This is a genomic window from Dolomitihabitans soli (assembly GCF_022213955.1).
In the GTDB taxonomy this organism is placed as follows: domain Bacteria; phylum Actinomycetota; class Actinomycetes; order Streptosporangiales; family Streptosporangiaceae; genus Streptosporangium_A; species Streptosporangium_A soli.
Window position 1 is genome coordinate 649,510 of the sequence record NZ_JAKNTW010000001.1, and the last position, 17,332, is coordinate 666,841.

18 protein-coding genes are annotated in these 17,332 nt (G+C 66.6%); 10 read left to right on the forward strand and 8 right to left on the reverse strand.

Translation table 11 applies throughout. From position 1 onward, the window contains the following. Positions 1–136: 136 nt before the first annotated feature. Entirely contained in the window at positions 137–1,297 is a 1,161-nt protein-coding gene (gene nadA / locus MBA17_RS02940) for a quinolinate synthase NadA (protein ID WP_238494641.1), read from the reverse strand. Positions 1,298–1,502: 205 nt separating this feature from the next. On the opposite strand from nadA, the gene MBA17_RS02945 reads away from it, so the two are divergent. Then, complete coding sequence (locus tag MBA17_RS02945; RefSeq protein ID WP_238494642.1) at positions 1,503–1,859, forward strand: HesB/IscA family protein; 357 nt, start codon at positions 1,503–1,505, stop codon at positions 1,857–1,859. 103 nt (positions 1,860–1,962) lie between these two features. Further along, a complete protein-coding gene (locus tag MBA17_RS02950) occupies positions 1,963–2,949 on the forward strand; it encodes a carbohydrate kinase family protein (RefSeq protein WP_238494643.1) in 987 nt (328 codons plus the stop codon). A gap of 48 nt (positions 2,950–2,997) precedes the next feature. Here the strand turns inward: MBA17_RS02950 and MBA17_RS02955 are convergent, their stop codons facing one another. From MBA17_RS02955 to MBA17_RS02965, 3 genes are read right to left on the reverse strand one after another with little or no spacing between them, the layout of a single operon-like run. Next, complete coding sequence (locus MBA17_RS02955) at positions 2,998–3,432, reverse strand: CBS domain-containing protein (RefSeq protein ID WP_238494644.1); 435 nt, start codon at positions 3,430–3,432, stop codon at positions 2,998–3,000. Between the two features lie 59 nt (positions 3,433–3,491). Next, positions 3,492–3,761 carry a sulfurtransferase TusA family protein gene (locus MBA17_RS02960; RefSeq protein ID WP_238494645.1) on the reverse strand — a complete coding sequence of 90 codons (270 nt, stop codon included), beginning with the start codon at positions 3,759–3,761 and terminating at the stop codon, positions 3,492–3,494. Continuing rightward, positions 3,761–4,894, reverse strand: a complete 1,134-nt coding sequence (locus MBA17_RS02965; protein WP_238494646.1) for a cysteine desulfurase family protein — start codon at positions 4,892–4,894, stop codon at positions 3,761–3,763. The genes MBA17_RS02960 and MBA17_RS02965 overlap by 1 nt, the downstream gene beginning before the upstream one ends. 179 nt (positions 4,895–5,073) lie before the next feature. Here MBA17_RS02965 and ctaC point away from each other — a divergent pair, with 179 nt between their 5' ends. The 4 genes from ctaC to MBA17_RS02985 all read left to right on the forward strand — a co-directional run bounded on the left by ctaC (position 5,074) and on the right by MBA17_RS02985 (position 9,225). Next, on the forward strand, positions 5,074–5,826 hold the full coding sequence (ctaC, locus tag MBA17_RS02970) for an aa3-type cytochrome oxidase subunit II (protein WP_455432674.1): 753 nt from the start codon (positions 5,074–5,076) through the stop codon (positions 5,824–5,826). Continuing rightward, on the forward strand, positions 5,823–7,490 hold the full coding sequence (ctaD, locus tag MBA17_RS02975; protein ID WP_238494648.1) for an aa3-type cytochrome oxidase subunit I: 1,668 nt from the start codon (positions 5,823–5,825) through the stop codon (positions 7,488–7,490). The genes ctaC and ctaD overlap by 4 nt, the downstream gene beginning before the upstream one ends. Continuing rightward, positions 7,487–7,882 (forward strand): cytochrome c oxidase subunit 4, encoded by a 396-nt coding sequence (locus tag MBA17_RS02980; protein ID WP_238494649.1) that lies wholly within the window; start codon positions 7,487–7,489, stop codon positions 7,880–7,882. Before ctaD ends, MBA17_RS02980 begins: the two co-directional genes overlap by 4 nt. A gap of 137 nt (positions 7,883–8,019) precedes the next feature. Beyond that, the gene (locus MBA17_RS02985; protein ID WP_238494650.1) at positions 8,020–9,225 is read left to right on the forward strand and encodes a L,D-transpeptidase; all 1,206 of its coding nucleotides are present in this window, start codon (positions 8,020–8,022) and stop codon (positions 9,223–9,225) included. An 84-nt stretch (positions 9,226–9,309) separates the two neighbouring features. On the opposite strand, the gene qcrB is transcribed toward MBA17_RS02985, so the two are convergent. From qcrB to ctaE, 4 genes are read right to left on the reverse strand one after another with little or no spacing between them, the layout of a single operon-like run. Beyond that, positions 9,310–10,935, reverse strand: a complete 1,626-nt coding sequence (qcrB, locus tag MBA17_RS02990; RefSeq protein WP_238494651.1) for a cytochrome bc1 complex cytochrome b subunit — start codon at positions 10,933–10,935, stop codon at positions 9,310–9,312. Then, positions 10,932–12,023, reverse strand: coding sequence for a cytochrome bc1 complex Rieske iron-sulfur subunit (gene qcrA, locus MBA17_RS02995; protein WP_238494652.1), 1,092 nt, complete (start codon positions 12,021–12,023; stop codon positions 10,932–10,934). Before qcrA ends, qcrB begins: the two co-directional genes overlap by 4 nt. Then, a complete protein-coding gene (gene qcrC / locus MBA17_RS03000) occupies positions 12,020–12,829 on the reverse strand; it encodes a cytochrome bc1 complex diheme cytochrome c subunit (protein ID WP_238494653.1) in 810 nt (269 codons plus the stop codon). Before qcrC ends, qcrA begins: the two co-directional genes overlap by 4 nt. Positions 12,830–12,846: 17 nt before the next feature. Next, on the reverse strand, positions 12,847–13,461 hold the full coding sequence (ctaE, locus tag MBA17_RS03005; protein WP_238494654.1) for an aa3-type cytochrome oxidase subunit III: 615 nt from the start codon (positions 13,459–13,461) through the stop codon (positions 12,847–12,849). A gap of 214 nt (positions 13,462–13,675) precedes the next feature. On the opposite strand from ctaE, the gene MBA17_RS03010 reads away from it, so the two are divergent. The 4 genes from MBA17_RS03010 (at position 13,676) to MBA17_RS03025 (ending at position 17,279) form a co-directional block, all read left to right on the forward strand. Beyond that, positions 13,676–14,083 carry a response regulator transcription factor gene (locus tag MBA17_RS03010; RefSeq protein ID WP_238495030.1) on the forward strand — a complete coding sequence of 136 codons (408 nt, stop codon included), beginning with the start codon at positions 13,676–13,678 and terminating at the stop codon, positions 14,081–14,083. Positions 14,084–14,102: 19 nt separating this feature from the next. Continuing rightward, positions 14,103–15,149, forward strand: coding sequence for an anthranilate phosphoribosyltransferase (trpD, locus tag MBA17_RS03015; protein ID WP_238494655.1), 1,047 nt, complete (start codon positions 14,103–14,105; stop codon positions 15,147–15,149). Positions 15,150–15,922: 773 nt separating this feature from the next. Then, on the forward strand, positions 15,923–16,477 hold the full coding sequence (locus MBA17_RS03020) for a hypothetical protein (protein WP_238494656.1): 555 nt from the start codon (positions 15,923–15,925) through the stop codon (positions 16,475–16,477). 1 nt (position 16,478) lies between these two features. Further along, the gene (locus MBA17_RS03025) at positions 16,479–17,279 is read left to right on the forward strand and encodes a hypothetical protein (protein ID WP_238494657.1); all 801 of its coding nucleotides are present in this window, start codon (positions 16,479–16,481) and stop codon (positions 17,277–17,279) included. Positions 17,280–17,332 lie beyond the last annotated feature (53 nt).

Consider the following 17,332-nt stretch of genomic DNA (forward strand, 5'->3'; position numbering starts at 1 on the left):
TCGTCGGGATTTCCCAGCGGGGCCCTTGGCGGGCCAGGTGTGCCGGCCGGTCGTGGCGGGGTCCTGTCGGCCGCGCCACGACCGTTCGCACGTGTGCCGCCGGTTCACCAAGGGCCGGCAGGCCGCCCGGTGGGGATCAGGGGAGGGCGAGCATGCGGTTCAGGGCGGCCTCCGCCCAGTGGGCGGTGTCCGGGTCGACGGTGATCTGGTTGACGACCTGGCCGTCCACGAGCGACTCCAGCGCCCACACCAGGTGGGGCAGGTCGATGCGGTTCATCGTGGAGCAGTAGCAGACCGCGCGGTCCAGGAACGTGACGTTCTTGTCGGGGAAGTCCTGTCCGAGGCGCTTGACCAGGTTGAGCTCGGTGCCGATCGCCCAGGAGGAGCCGGCGGGCGCCTCCTGCAGCATCTTGATGATGTACTCGGTGGAGCCGACGTGGTCGGCCTTGGTGACCACCTCGTGGCGGCACTCGGGATGCACGAGCACGTTCACGCCGGGAATGCGCTGCCGTACGTCGTCGACGGACTCGGGCGTGAAGCGGCCGTGCACCGAGCAGTGGCCGCGCCAGAGGATCATCTTGGCGTCCCTGAGCTGGGCGTCGGTCAGCCCGCCGTTGGGGCGGTGCGGGTTGTAGACGACGCAGTCCTCCAGGCTGAGACCCATCTCCAGCACCGCGGTGTTCCGGCCGAGGTGCTGGTCGGGCAGGAAGAGGACCTTCTCTCCTCGTTCGAACGCCCAGTCGAGGGCGCGGCGGGCGTTGGAGGAGGTGCACACCGCTCCGCCGTTGCGGCCGCAGAACGCCTTGATGTCGGCGCTGGAGTTCATGTAGGTGATCGGCACGACCTGCTCGGCGATCCCGGCGTCCTCCAGCGACTCCCAGCACTCCTCGACCTGGTCGAAGGTGGCCATGTCGGCCATCGAACAGCCCGCCGCCAGGTCCGGCAGCACGACCTTCTGGGCGTCGCCGGTGAGGATGTCGGCCGACTCGGCCATGAAGTGCACGCCGCAGAAGACGATGTACTCGGCCTCGGGGCGGGCGGCGGCCTCGCGGGCCAGCTTGAAGGAGTCGCCGGTCACGTCGGCGAACTGGATGACCTCGTCGCGCTGGTAGTGGTGGCCCAGGATGAAGAGCCGGCTCCCGAGTGCGGCCTTGGCGGCGCGGGCCCTGGCCACGAGTGCCGGATCCGAGGCCGCGGGCAGCTCCCCGGGGCAGTCGACCCCGCGCTCGCTGTGCGGATCGGTGTCCCGGCCGAGGACGAAGAGCGGAAGCCCGGTCTGGGTGGTCGTCACGGCCATACCCCCTTATCGTCGAACTGACGACATAATCATTACACACCGTTTGACGGTATTTATGCCGACCCCCCATCCAGTCATGGCCAGGTCGAGCATGCAGGAAGGAACAGGAATGTGTAGGGCTTGGGAGGTGTTGGTAGCGTCTAGGTAGGACGTCACAAGCAGTCAGTCGCCTTCGGGGGCTGGATCCAGACGCGGGAGTCAGCACATGACGGTTGAGAGCAGCAGCGAGACCACGCAGCAGGGCATGATCCTCACGGACGCGGCCGCGGCCAAGGTGAAGAGCCTGCTTGAGCAGCAGGGCGAGGAAGGGCTCGCGCTGCGCGTGGCCGTCCAGCCCGGCGGCTGTTCCGGTCTCAGGTACCAGCTCTTCTTCGACGACCGTTCGATGGACGGCGACGTCGTGTCGGACTTCGGCGGAGTCAGCGTGGTCACCGACCGGATGAGCGCGCCGTACCTCACGGGCGCCAGCATCGACTTCGTCGACACGATCGAGAAGCAGGGCTTCACGATCGACAACCCGAACGCCACCGGCTCATGTGCCTGCGGCGACTCGTTCAACTAGGGCGGTCTTCACCCGAGGACCTCGCCGGTCGGCTGACGGGCGGGGTCTTCGCGTATTCTTGCGTGGCTCATCGACGGATGCAGACAACGAGGAGAATCACCCCGTGCGCATCGCCGTAACCGGCTCCATCGCAACAGACCATCTGATGACCTTCCCCGGTCGCTTCGGCGACCAGCTCATCGCCGAGCAACTCGACCGGATCTCCCTGTCGTTCCTCGTCGACGACCTCCAGATCAGGCGGGGCGGAGTCGCGTCCAACATCTCCTTCGGCATGGGCTGCCTGGGCCTCACGCCGATCCTGGTGGGCGCGGTGGGTGACGACTTCGCCGACTACCGGTCGTGGCTGGAACGGCACGGCGTCGACTGCGCGTCGGTCTACGTCTCCGACCTGCACCACACCGCGCGCTTCCTGTGCACGACCGACGAGGATCACAACCAGATCGCGTCGTTCTACACCGGCGCGATGGCCGAGGCCCGCGAGATCGAGTTGCAGCCGGTGAGCGAGCGCGTCGGCGGGCTCGACCTGGTGCTGGTGAGCCCCAACGACCCCGACGCGATGCTGCGCCACACCGAGGAGTGCCGCCAGCGGGGAATCCCGTTCGCAGCGGACCCCTCGCAGCAGCTCGCCCGGATGGAGGGCCCGCAGATCCGGCAGCTCATCGACGGCGCCGCCTATCTGTTCACCAACGACTACGAGAAGGCCCTCGTCGAGCAGAAGACGGGCTGGTCCGACGAGGAGGTCCTGGACCGCGTCGGAGTCCGGGTGACCACGCTCGGCCCGAAGGGCGCCCGGATCGACCGCAAGGGCGAGCCGTCGCTGCACATCTCCCCGGCCCAGGAGGAGAGCAAGGCCGACCCCACGGGCGTCGGCGACGCCTTCCGGGCCGGCTTCCTGTCGACCCTGGCCTGGGGTCTGTCCCTGGAGCGCTGCGCCCAGGTCGGCAACCTCGTCGCCACCCATGTGCTGGAGCACGTCGGCGGGCAGGAGTACGAGCTGTCGCAGCAGACCTTCCTGGAGCGGTTCACCGGCACGTACGGCGCCGACGCCGCCGCCGAGGTGGCACAGCACGTCCGCTGCCACCGCCCCTGATCCCGATGAGTACGGCGTGCGCCCCCCGGCGCACGCCGTACTTGTCTCTCACACGCCGGCGTAGACGCGGCTCACGAACTCGGCGAGCTGGTCGTCCGGCAGGTGTTTGGCCAGGTCGACCTCGCTGATCATGCCGACGATCCGATGGTTCTCGATCACCGGGAGCCGCCGGATCTGGTTCTTCTCCATCTTGATCAGGGCCTCCTGGACGGGGGCGTCCGCATCGACCCAGACAAGCCCCGTGGCCATCTCCCCGGCCGTCACCTTGGCCGGGTCGTGCCCGGCCGCGACGCATTTGATCACGATGTCGCGGTCGGTGATGATGCCCTTGAGGCGGTCGTCGGGCCCGCAGATCGGCAGGGCGCCCACTCCCATTTCGCGCATCATCTGCGCGGCCCGGTCCAGGGTCTCGTGTGCCTCGATGCACCGGGCGCCAGGATGCATCAGTTCCTTGGCGGTCTCGTGCTTCTCACCGCACCCCATCTGATCCCCCCGAAGTCTCGGTTCCTTCGATGGGGGCTTTCTACCCGTTTGGGGTGATTTCAGTAGTTTCGCCGGACGTGAATGGCCCAGCCGCCCTCCGGCAGTTCGAACGTGGCCACGTGCTTGTGCGACTTCAGCCGGCACCAGGCGGGTATGTCGGTGAAGGCGGCCGGGTCGTCGGCCAGCACTGAGACGACGGAGTTCATCGGCACCTGGTTGATCTGCTCGGCCAGCCAGATGATCGGGATGGGGCACTTCTTGCCCAGGGCGTCGATGGTCAGCGCGGGCGCCTGCGGTGCCTCTTCCTGTTTGGCCTGCCAGCGCGACATCACGAGCTCACCCCTGCTTCGAGTCGGATACGGCGCACGATGTCGGGAAGGACGGCGAGGAAACGGTCGACGTCTGTGACAGACGTGCCCCGAGGCAGCGATACCCGGACGTTTCCATGCGTAAGCACACCCATCGCCTCCAAAACGTGCGATGGACGAAGCGTACTCGCCGTGCACGAACTTCCCGACGATACGGAGAATCCGGCCTTGTCCAACTCGCCCAGCAGTGCCTCGCCCTCCACGTAGAGGCACGAGAAGGTGACGATGTGCGGTGCCCGCGCGGCCGGATCGCCGATCACCTCCACGTCGGGGATCGTGCGCGCGACGGTGTCCCTGATCCGCTCCACCAGCTTCGAGAGCCGGGCCTGTTCGTCGCGTTCGGCCGCGCTCGCCCGCAGTGCCGCCGCCGCCGCGACGATCGCCGGCACGTTCTCGAACCCCGGCACCCGCCGCCCCTCCCTCTCGTCCTCGGGCAGCGGCGAACGGAACCTGGTGCCCTTCCGCACCGCCAGCACGCCCACACCGGCCGGCCCGCCCCACTTGTGGGCACTCGCCGCCAGCACCGACCAGCCCCCGGGAACCGGCAGGCGGCCCGCCGTCTGGGCGGCGTCGACCAGCAGCGGCACCCCCGCCTCCCGGCAGGCGGCGGCGACCTCGGTGATCGGCTGGAGCGTTCCGACCTCGTGGTTGGCGGTCTGCAGGCAGGCCAGCGCCGTACCCGGTGCGGCGACGGCCGCGGCGAACACCTCGGCGAGGACCGCCCCGGTACGGCTCACGCCGACCGTCTCCACCGAGCCGCCCGCCCGCTCGTGCAGCCCCGCGGCGTGCAGCACGCTGGAATGCTCGACGGCACCGACCACCAGATGCCGTCCCGTGCGGCGGCGCCCGTGTAGGGTTCCCAGGACACCGAGGTGCACCGCCTGAGTTCCCGACGTGGTGAAGGAAATCTCGTCGGGGCGGGCCCCCAGTTCCTCGGCGACCTCCGCGCGAGCCTGTTCCAGTGACAGTCGTGCGCGGCGGGCGGAGCCGTACAGTCGCGCAGGGTCCGCCCAACCGGCGTCAAGCGCCTCCAGCAGGGCTTCTCTCGCCTGCGGGCGCAGCGGTTCGGTCGAAGCGGCGTCGAAGTAGACCACACCGCGACATTAACGGGGGCTGCGCAGAGGGGCGACTGGGGTTAGCGATAATGTGTGCCCGACCAAGCTGTGATAATGAAAACGACCGCCCAGGAGTGACTCCTGGGCTGCATCTGTGGGGTAGGCGATCCGTGAGTCCGACCCGCCGTTCGACACGGCGTTCGTTGGCCCGCCGCAGGGTGCCACGTGCTGCCGCTTTGGCGTTGCTGTTGGCCTCCGCGACGGCGTGTAGTACCGAAGAGTGGTCCCGTGGCGGGATGCCTGAAACCATCACCAGGCAGGGCGACATCGTCCAGAGCCTGTGGAACGGGTCCTGGATCGCCGCGCTGGCCACCGGTGTGTTCGTGATCGGCCTGATCGTGTGGGCCTGCGTCTTCCACCGCAAGAAGAGATACTCCGACCAGGAGCTGCCGCCTCAGGTGCGGTACAACCTGCCGATCGAGATCCTGTACACCGTGGTGCCGATCATCATGGTCGCGGTGTTCTTCTACTTCACCGCGCGCGACCAGAACGAGCTCGACAAGTTGTCCGGGAACCCCGACGTCAAGGTCAAGGTCGAGGCCTTCCAGTGGAGCTGGCGCTTCACCACGGAGTACCAGGGCAAGACGGTCTCCGTCGTGGGCGATCCGGTCGACGACTACCGCAACGGCCCCGAGTTGGTCCTGCCGGCCAGTAAGAAGGTCGAGTTCGACCTCGTCTCCGACGACGTCATCCACTCGTTCTGGGTCCCGGCGTTCCTGTTCAAGCGGGACGTCATCCCGGGGGTGCAGAACAGGTTCGAGGTGGAGACGCTCAACAAGCCCGCCGTCTACGCCGGCCGGTGCGCGGAGCTCTGCGGATACGACCACAGCAAGATGCTGTTCAAGGTGAAGCTCGTGCCTCAGGCCGAGTTCGACCAGTACATCGCCAGCCAGGCGGGGAGTGCCCAGTGACCGCCATCAACGAACCCGTCCGTCAGGCCATCACGCCGCGACCGACCCGCAAGGGCTCGATCATCGCGAAGTGGGCCTCCTCGACGGACCACAAGGTGATCGGTCACCTGTACCTGATCACCTCGTTCTGCTTCTTCCTGATCGGCGGCGTGATGGCGCTGATCATGCGGGCGGAGCTGGCGCAGCCGGGTCTCGACCTGGTGAGCCGGGAGCAGTTCAACCAGCTCTTCACCATGCACGGCACGATCATGCTGCTGCTGTTCGCGACCCCGCTGTTCGCCGGGTTCGCCAACGAGCTGATGCCGCTGCAGATCGGCGCGCCCGACGTGGCGTTCCCCCGGCTGAACATGGTCAGCTACTGGATGTTCCTGTTCGGCGGGCTCATCACGGTCAGCGGCTTCTTCACCCCGGGCGGCGCGGCCAGCTTCGGCTGGTTCGCCTACACCCCGCTCTCCAACGCGGTGAGCTCCCCGGGCATCGGCGGCGACCTGTGGATCATGGGCCTGGTGCTCGCCGGCCTGGGCACGATCCTCGGCGCGGTCAACTTCATCACCACGATCATCTGCATGCGGGCGCCCGGCATGACCATGTTCCGGATGCCGATCTTCACCTGGAACGTGCTGCTCACCTCGATCCTGGTGCTGCTCGCCTTCCCGGTGCTGGCCGCCGCGCTGCTGGCGCTGGAGGCCGACCGCAAGCTCGGCGCGCGGATCTTCGACCCGGAGACCGGCGGGGCGATGCTCTGGCAGCACCTCTTCTGGTTCTTCGGGCACCCCGAGGTCTACATCATCGCGCTGCCGTTCTTCGGCATCGTGACCGAGATCCTGCCGGTGTTCAGCCGCAAGCCGCTGTTCGGATACATCAGCCTCATCGGCGCGACCATCTCCATCGCGGGCCTGTCGATCACGGTGTGGGCGCACCACATGTTCCCCACGGGGCAGGTGCTGCTGCCGTTCTTCTCCTTCATGACGTTCCTCATCGCGGTGCCCACCGGGGTGAAGTTCTTCAACTGGGTCGGCACGATGTGGCGCGGCCACCTGACGTTCGAGTCGCCGATGCTGTTCTCGATCGGCTTCCTGGTGACCTTCCTGCTGGGCGGGCTCACCGGCGTCATCCTGGCCTCGCCGCCGCTCGACTTCCACATCAGCGACACCTACTTCGTCGTCGCCCACTTCCACTACGTGGTCTTCGGCACCGTGGTCTTCGCGATGTTCGCCGGGTTCTACTTCTGGTGGCCGAAGTTCACCGGCAAGATGCTCAACGACACGATGGGCAAGGTGCACTTCTGGACGCTGTTCATCGGCTTCCACACCACCTTCCTCGTGCAGCACTGGCTCGGCGTGATCGGCTTCCCGCGCCGCTACGCCGACTACTCGCCGGCCGACGGTTTCACCGACCTGAACATGATCTCCTCCGCGGGCGCGTTCCTGCTCGGCCTGTCCACCCTGCCGTTCCTGTGGAACGTGTGGCGGACTCACAAGACGGCGCCGAAGGTGACCGTGGACGACCCGTGGGGCTTCGGAGGGTCGCTCGAATGGGCCACCTCCTGCCCGCCGCCGCGCCACAACTTCACCTCGCTGCCGCGGATCCGGTCTGAGCGCCCCGCGTTCGACCTGCACTATCCGCACGTCTCGGCCAAGAACCAGTTGGAGGATGCCCGATGAAGGTACAGGGCTGGCTGTTTCTGCTCACCGGTCTGTTCTTCGCCGGAGTGGACGTCGTCTACTGGTTCTGGTCGCGTGAGCCGGTCGGGACCACGGCGATGGCGATCTCGGTGGCGTTCGCGTTCATGATCGGCTACTACCTGATGTTCACGGCGCGCCGGATCGGCGACCAGCCGGAGGACGACAAGCAGGGCGAGATCAGCGACGGCGCCGGTGAGATCGGCTTCTTCAGCCCGAGCAGCTGGTGGCCGCTGTTCGTCACGCTCGCCGCGGCGCTGACCTTCGCCGGCTTCGTGATCGGATTCTGGCTGTTCATGATCGGTGTCCTCGCGGTCATCCTGACCATGATCGGCTTCGTGTTCCAGTACTACCGCGGGCAGTTCTCGCACTAGTCGTAAATTCCTTCAAAACGGGCGGTCGGCGAATGCCGGTCGCCCGTTTTGATGTTCTTTGCCAGCGCGGAGTAGCCCTTCCGTGACTATGGGTAAATAGACCACACATGGCGGGGGCCTGTGTGGGGGGAGTTCACGTGAGGCACGCAATCGGGGGAACAGGGCTGCTGGCGACGGCGGTCCTGCTGACATCTTGCTCGCCGGGAGCCGTCGCGGACGGCGAGGAACGGCGGGTGCGGCCGGACGCGACGATCAACATCAGCCCGCAGGACAAGACCGGCAACATCGCGCCCGATGCTCCGGTCGTCGTGGCGGTGCACAACGGCACGTTGTCCAAGGTGACGGTGAGCTCGAGGAAGGGATCGCTGTCGGGCGTGCTCAGCGCCGACGAGACGCAGTGGCGCAGCCGGGGCACCGCCACCCCCGGCACGACGTACAGGGTCACCGCGGTCGCGACCAACCTGGACGGCAAGACCACCAAGGCGACGAGCACCTTCTCGATCGTCAAGGCGACGAGCACCTTCTCGATCGAGACCCTTCTGCCGCACCGTTACGACACCGGCCTCACCGTCGGCGTCGGCATGCCCATCATGATCACCTTCGACAAGGACATCACGGACCGGGTCGGCGTCGAACGCAACCTGCAGGTCCAGTCCTCGAAGCCGGTCGTGGGGGCCTGGCACTGGTTCGACGACCGTACGGTGCACTTCAGGCCGAAGAAGTTCTGGCCGGCGAACACCAAGGTCAGGATGATCGCCCGGCTGGCCGGCGCACGCGGCGGCGAGGGGATGTACGGCACGAAGAACCAGGTGCTCGACTTCAAGATCGGCCGATCCCAGATCACCAGCGGCCGGCTCGACCGGCACAACATGAAGGTCAGGCGCAACGGAAAGGTGGTCAGGGACATCCCGTTCAGCGCCGGCCAGGGCGGGGTGATGAAATATCACACCACCAGCGGCATCCACCTCGCCATGTCCCGTGAGCCCGTCACGGTCATGACGTCGCCCGGCATCGGCCCCGGCCAGGCCGGTTACTACCAGCTCACCGTCTACAACACCGTCCGCATCTCCAACAGCGGCGAGTACGTCCACAGCGCGCCCTGGTCCGTCGGCTCCCAGGGCAACTCCAACGTCAGCCACGGCTGCGTGAACGTCAGTCCCAGCCACGCCCGCTGGTTCATCGACAACACCCTGATCGGCGACCCGATCATCCTGACCGGCTCGCCTCGCCCGCTCGAACCGCTCAACGGCTGGGGCCAGTGGCAGGAGACCTGGAAGCAGTGGCTGCAGTGGAGCAGCCTCGGCTTCGACTACACCACCGACACCCTGAGCAGCGCGTCCTGAGAATTCCGCACGTACGCCGCTGAGTGGCCTCCTGAGACGTGAAGAGGGGCCCGGAGTATTCCGGGCCCCTCTTCACGGTCTGAATCAGCGTGTGAGCGACTTGTCGTCGTCAGCCGGGCTGATCGCCGGGTGCTCCTCGTGGTGCTCCTCGATGGGAATCTTCTCCCCGCCGTAGGTTTCGCTCATCTTGGCGCGCAGGCGGCCGATCGGGCCGCGCAGGCCCTTCGGCGGGATGCCTTCGCCGTCGGGGGCGGCGGCGATCGTCGGGATCGCCTCCTTGCCCCGCATGTGCGCGGCGATGTCGTCCGCCGGGGGCACGTGGACCTCGATGAACTCACCGTGCGGCAGGCGCTTGATGACGCCGGACTCCACCCCGTGCCCGAGTATCGCGGCGTCGTTGCGCTGCAGACCCAGGCACATCCGGTAGGTGATCGCGTAGGCCAGGGCAGGCCCCAGGAAGACCGCGATCCGGCCGAACCACGTCGTCGTGTAGAGCGAGATGTGGAAGAACGCGGACAACTCATCGTTGGCGCCGAGCAGCCAGAGCACGCCGTAGAACGTGATGGCCGACATCCCGATCGCGGTGCGGTGCGGGTTGTTGCGCGGGCGGTCGGCGATGTGGTGCTCGCGCCGGTCGCCGGTCACCCACTGTTCCAGGAACGGATAGAGCGCGAGGCCCGTCATGATGATGCCCATCGGCACCAGCGCCGGGATGATCACGCTCAACGGCAGGGTGTATCCCAGAACGTTGATCTCCCACGCCGGCATGATGCGCAGCGAGCCTTCCAGGAAGCCCATGTAGAAGTCGGGCTGCGACCCCGCCGAGATGTCGGCCGGTGTGTAGGGACCGAACGCCCAGATCGGGTTGATCTGCGCGAAGGTCGCAAGACCGGCGATGACGGCGAAGGTGAACAGGAAGTACGCCCCGGCCTTCGCCATGAAGGCGGGATAGAACGGCGCCCCGACCACATTCTTGTTCGTACGGCCCTTGCCCGGCATCTGCGTGTGCTTCTGCACCCACATAAGGATCATGTGGGCCGAGATCAGCGCCAGCAGGATGCCCGGGATGAGCAGGATGTGCAGTGAGTAGAACCGGGCCATGACGTCCTCGCCCGGATACTCGCCGCCGAACAGGAAGAAGGAGACGTACGTGCCCACCAGCGGCAGCGAGATCGCCACTCCCTGGGTGATCCGCAGGCCCGCGCCCGACAGCAGGTCGTCAGGGAGCGAGTAGCCGGTCAGGCCCTCCGCCAGCGCCAGGGTCAGCAGCAGGACGCCGATGATCCAGTTGAGCTCGCGCGGCTTGCGGTATGCCCCGGTGAAGAACACGCGGAGCATGTGCACCATCATGCCGGCGATGAACAACAGCGCCGCCCAGTGGTGCATCTGGCGCATCAGCAGGCCGCCGCGCACGTCGAAGCTGATGTTCAGCGACGACGCGTACGCCTCGGACATCAGGATGCCCTTGAGCGGCTCGTAGGAGCCGTCGTAGACGACGTGGTTCATTCCTGGCTTGTACCAGAACGTCAGGAACGTCCCGGTGAGCAGCAGGATGATGAAGGAGTAGAGCGCGATCTCGCCGAGCAGGAACGACCAGTGGTCGGGGAAGATCTTCCTGAGGTTGCGCTTGAGGAAGTTGCCCGCGCCGATCCGGTCGTCGATGAAGCTGCTCGTGCCCGCGATTGGCTTGGGAACAGGTCCGGTGCTCATACCTGGCCGCCCTTCTCCCTGACCTCTGCCTCGGCGTCGCCGCGTTCCCAGAAGCTGGGGCCGACGGGGACGGGGAAGTCGCCCTTGGCGACCAGGTAGCCCTGACCGTCGACGCCGATCGGCAGCTGGGGCAGCGGCCGGGCCGCCGGGCCGAAGATGACCCTGGCCCCGTCGGTGGCGTCGAAGGTGGACTGGTGGCAGGGGCACAGGATGTGGTGGGTGCTCTGCTCGTACAGGGCCGCCGGGCAGCCGACGTGCGTGCAGATCTTGGAGTAGGCCACGATCCCGTTGTGGGTCCAGTTCTTGTTGGTCCCGGACTTGATCTCTTCGGGGCGCAGGTTGATCAGGATCAGCGTGGCCTTGGAGAGCGCGTTGAGGTCGTGCTCGTAACCTTCCGGCACCACCGACAGCAGGCCGCCGGGGGAGTTGAAGTCGGCCGCCCTGATGGGCTGGCCGGAGCCCTCGACGACGAGCCGCAGCTCCTTGCCGCCGTGCTGCTTGGGATCCCACACCGTGTGGCGCAGTTTGGTCTCCGGCAGCGGTCCGAGGTCCTTCAGCAGCACCAGCGGGGCGAGTCCCAGCGGAGCCGTCGCGAGGAGCAGCGTACGGCGGAGCAGCGGCCGCTTGGTGATGCCGCTCTCCTGCGCGCCCTGCATGAAGGTCTCGCCGACCTCGCTGCGCACCTCCTCGTCGGAGGCCATCGCGTGGCGCTCCTGCACGAGGTTGTACTTCGGCATGACCATGCGGACCCAGACCACGATGCCGACCGCCAGGCCGAGCAGGGCCAGGGTCAGGGTGCCGCCGAGCGCGAGGTTCGAGACCCCGGTGCTGTCGAGGTCGCCGACCTGGAAGGCCACGTAGGAGGCGATGAAACCGATTCCCGCGAGGAAGGTGACGGTGAAGCACAAGGCGGCGAGACGCTCGCCCTTCTTGGCCGTACGGGGATCCTGCAGGGAGACGCCGGGGACCTTGAGCACCTCGGTGCTCTCCTCCTCGCCCAGCATCGGTGTGCCGGGCGGAGGTGTGCCGATCACGCGCTTGGGAACGCGTTCGTCCGGCTGCTCTGTGCCGTTCGTGTTGTCAGTCATTTGGCCTGTCGCCTCTTCGCGGTGATCCAGATGGCGGCGAGTGCCATGCCGCCGATGCCGACGATCCACGCCACGAGACCCTCGGTGACCGGGCCGATGCGACCCAGGCCGAAACCGCCCGGGTCCTTCTGCTCGCGCACGCCCACGATGTAGGCGATCATGTCACGCTTCTGCTCGGGCGTGATGATGGAGTCGTTGAAGACCGGCATGGCCTGCGGGCCGGTGACCATGGCCGCGTAGATCTGGGTGGGCGACGCCTCGTTCAGGTTCGGGGCGTACTTGCCCTCGGTGAGCGCGCCGCCGGCGCCGACCCAGTTGTGACAGCTGATGCAGTTCGCTCGGAACAGCTCGCCGCCCTTCGCCTCGTTGCCCAGAGCGGGATCCACCTGCTCCTTGCTCGGCACGGTGGGCCCGCCGCCGAGAGACTGCACATATGCCGCCAGCTGGTCGATCCGCTTGGGGGTCACCCAGGGGGCCAGAGGCTTTCGCGGGGCCTGGGCCCCGGGGTTCGCGGCCGGCATGCGCCCGCTGCTGACCTGGAAGTCGACCGCCGCCGCGCCGACACCGACGAGCGTGGGCCCGTTCTCGGTGCCCTGGGCCTGCGGGCCGTGGCAACTGGAGCAGGTCTTCTCGAAGAGCTTCTTTCCCTCGGCCACGTCATCGACCTTGCCGGACGCGATCGCCGCGTCTGCGCTCTGGTTCCCGGGAGCAGTGAGGGTGTACACCCCCCCGAGCAGGGTCAGAGCGAAGAGCAGGACGGCGTATCTCGCGAGGGGATGCCGCCGACCAGCGGTGATCCTATTCACAGAGATCCCCGTTCCGGTTAGTGAATGATGTAGATGGTCGCGAAGAGGCCGATCCAGACAACGTCGACGAAGTGCCAGTAGTAGGACACGACGATCGCGCTGGTCGCCTGCTCATGGGTGAAGCGCTTCGCGGCGTACGTGCGTCCCAGCATGAACAGGAACGCGATCAGCCCACCGGTCACGTGCAGGCCGTGGAAGCCCGTGGTCAGGTAGAAGACCGAGTCGTAGGCCGAGTGCGAGAGGGTGTGCCCCTCGTTGATCAGCTGGCCGTACTCGTAGACCTGGCCGATGACGAAGACCAGGCCCATCAGGAAGCTGACGACATACCAGAAGCGCAGCTTGCCGACCTGGCCCTTTTCCGCGGCCCACACGCCCATCTGGCACGTCACACTCGACAGCACCAGGATGATCGTGTTGACCGTTGAGAACGGGACGTTCAGATGTGCCTCCGGCCAGGGCAGGCCCTGGCCGATGCTCACTGACCGGATGGTGAAGTACATCGCGAACAGCGCCGCGAAGAACATGAGCTCAGAGGACAGCCACACGATCGTCCCGACACTGACCAGGTTCGGCCGGCGGGACGCGTGTGCTGTCGTCGTCGTGATTGCGGATGCTGTCGCCACGGGCAGCATTATTGCGGCTCCCCTGCCCGGGTCGCCGCACGACCCCCCGTTAGGGGGAACAAAGGTCCCTGCAATGAGGGCAAATCAGGGCAATATGCGTCGCAAACCCGCCGGCCTGGGTTTCCGCCCCGGTCGACCGGTACCATCCCAGGTGACCATACCTCTTGGCACCGATGTGAGAGCGAGCCCGACCTTGACCACCGACAGGGCCACCGACGAGACGATGAAGGTCCTCGTCTACAGCGACGACGCGGCCACCCGAGAGAAGGTACGGCTGGCACTCGGCAGGCGGCCCGCCGCGGACGTCCCCTTCGTGGAGATCGTCGAGTGCGCCACCCAGCCCAAGGTGCTGCAGTACTTCGACTCCGGTGACATCGACGTCGCCATCCTCGACGGGGAGGCGCAGCCCGCGGGCGGCATGGGAGTCGCCCGTCAGGCCAAGGACGAGGTCTACGACTGCCCGCCGATCTGTCTCATCGTCGCCCGGCGCGACGATCGATGGCTCGCCAACTGGTCGCGCGCCGACGCGGTGGTGTCCCAGCCGCTCGACCCGATGGTCCTGGCCGACACCGTCGCCGACCTGATGCGACGGCGCTCCGCCACCCGCCTGACCTCCCACCAGCCCCGGTAGACCACACCTGGAGATCCCCATGGACGCGCGTACCAACTGGCCCGCGCTGTTGTCGGCGTTGCTCGCGGGAGAGCACCTGACCGCCGACGAGACCGCCTGGGCGATGAGGCAGATCATGTCGGGGAACGCCACCTCCGCCCAGATCGCCGGGTTCGCCGTGGCGCTGCGCGCGAAGGGGGAGACGGTCGCCGAGGTCACCGGGCTCGCCCGGGTGATGCTGGAGCTGTCGACGCCGCTCACCGTCGAAGGGCCGGTCGTCGACATCGTCGGCACCGGCGGAGACCGGGCGCACACCGTCAACGTCTCCACCATGGCGGCGATCGTGACCGCCGGGGCGGGCATCCGGGTCGTCAAGCACGGCAACCGGGCGGCGTCCTCCTCGTGCGGCGCGGCCGACGTGCTGGAGCACCTCGGCATCGCGCTCGACCTGACCCCCGAGCAGACGGCCACGACCGCCGCCGAGGCGAACATCGCCTTCTGCTTCGCACCCGCCTACCACCCCGCCCTGCGCTTCGCCGGTCCGGCCCGCAAGGAACTGGGCGTGCCGACCGTCTTCAACTTCCTCGGTCCGCTGACGAATCCGGCCCGCCCCGCGGCCCAGGCGGTCGGCGTCTTCCACGAGGGCATGCTGCCGGTCATCGCGGGAGTGTTCGCGGAGCGCGGGGTGTCGGCCCTCGTCTTCCGCGGCGACGACGGACTCGACGAGCTCACCGTCGGCACCACCTCCACCGTCTGGGTGGTGCGTGAGGGCACCGCCACGCGGACGGTCTTCGATCCCGCGGTGCTGGGCATCCCCCGGTCGCCCGTCTCCTCGTTGCGCGGCGGCGACGTCCAGTTCAACGCGCAGGCCGTCCGCGACCTGGTGAACGGCAAGACGGGGCCGGTCCGCGACGCCGTGCTGCTGAACGCCGCCGCGGGCATCGTCGTGGCCGAGGGGGTCGCGGGCGACCTCGACACCGTCATGGCCGCCGCGTACGCCCGCGCCGGCGAGGTCGTCGACTCCGGCGCGGCCGCCTCGGCCCTCGACCGCTGGATCGAGGTCAGCCGCTCCCTGCGCACCTCCTGACCCGCCCCTCCTCGCCGTCGTTTCGAGGAGGGCGAGGAGGCTCGCACATGTGCGAGCCGGATCGTCGCGGGAACGAATCCGGGTTAACTCACCGCCGGGTCGGCCAGGAAGCTAGCCTCCGGGGTCAAGACCAGCGGGGAGTCGTCTCCGGTCTTTTCCACCGTGGCGACGGCCCGGCCGGTACGGCCTTCAGTGCCTTGACAAGCAGGAGCATGAGCCATGGGCCACGCCGTGATGCCCACCATCCCGCCATGGCGCTTTCGCGCCGGCACGACGACAAGCACACCGCACCCGCCCGGCGACGGCTGACCAGCACCGCCCCATGAGGATGTTCGCTGGTGGGTGGTACTGCGTTCGAACCAGTGACCCCTCGCTCGCAAGTTGATCGAATGCGGGTTCCCACTGGACTTCCGCTGCGTCGCCCAGCCCTGGTCGTCCGCAAGCGCCCGCCGACGTCTGTGATCGTCTGCGACGGATGCCACACGCCGAACCGAGGCCGCCCGCGCGGTCATCTCCGAGATCTCCGGCCACGGCTGCGGCTGTATCGACACCTGCTGCTCCATCCACGGCCGGGAGGGAAAGAGGACCGCACGATGCATCATTCAGTCAGACCGAGCAGGGATCACAGACCACCCTCATGCGTGCTGATCCGCCACCAAGGTCCAGGCGCTAGTGACGCGCTAGTGACGCGCCAGCGGCGAGGATTACCATCCCGCCACACTCTGCCGATGCGCCGCCACATAGTTCGACCCGCACACCTCCTGGAGCAGTAAATGACCGACTCTCCAATTGACGAGACTCCACCGCCGCAAATATGGGGGCCTGGATATTCATGGTCTTCCGGTTACCGAGCAGACGGGCAGAATCTCGACGCAACCCCCGACACGGAAATGCCGGAGTGGCGCGCCTGGGCAGTTGACGGTGGGCCGACCAGTTGGCCGGAGGCGTCGGGCGGCGTGGAGATCGATCGTTCCGCGGTAAGAGACGTCGCACGCGCGTTGCTGTCCGATCTGGATACATATACCGCGCAACGGGTGTTTCCCGTAGGTGAACATGGCTATCGGTTGCACACGGAGAACGATCCCATCATATACGAATCCCCGCCCAATTTCAACAAATTCCATCCGGCAGTCGACATGGTAAACGTATCCATCGACGAGCTGCCCTCCGGAACCCTCTCCCAATTCCAAGATTTCATACAACTGTCAGTTGGACAGTTTTACATGTCCTACTCCTCCTATATCGCCAGACTGGCCCAGAGTATCGAGGAATACGACCTGGCAGAAGAGGCATCTGCCTTGGGTGATCTCGAGCAAAATGGGATATGACATGACCATAATAGCCTGGCACAAGTCCGATATCAGACCGGATGATGCCCTCCTTGAGATGGTGTACAAACAGGGCTTCCTTTGGGAAAATCGGGGCAACGAATACCATGAGCGCTTGCGGTACATGCAAGATGAGGAGGCGGGACGGTACGGAAGACTGCTCATGTCGTTCGCAGATTCCTTGGTGGACACCGTCTCCACTATCACCGCAAAGGGTCACGACCTTGCCGACGCCTGGGGGGGAGACGCCGGCAAGGAGGCGCTTCGCGAGCTCGGGGTGCTCCGGAAAGCAGTCATAGATTTGGCGTCTGCCGTGGGAACAGTCGGGGAGGGCGTCCGCTGGTTCGGAGAGGACGTGTTGCCGGTCTACAAGGGCAAGAACGAACCAATATTCGGCCCCAACTACCTGTTTGATAGCAGTCCCATCTGGGATCACCAGTTCGGCGGCAACAACTGCGACTGCAGTGTGGTCTATTTCAACCCGCTCTCGTGGACCGGAGTCGACTCCGCCACGTGCATCCGACAAGAACACGAATATTACTATGAATATAGTGATATCTGGATCAGTCATCCCCGCGACGCGGTCCCGGTGGTCAGCCGTGAAGACTTCTACTCCAGCGTGTTCGGCACCTTCATCAACGAAACAGAGCGCCAGGCGATAGAGGATCGACGCCTCGATCCTTACACCGCCCACCGCTTGGCAGACGCGCGCCGGAAGATGGACAGGGTGAACAGCTACATCGCACAACTGCACGCGTTCATGCCGGCGGAGGTCACATGCGACTTCCCCGACGACACGTAGAAACTGCTCCTTCGGGAAGCGCGGCGAGGCAGGGCCCAGGCGTACTTGAGTTC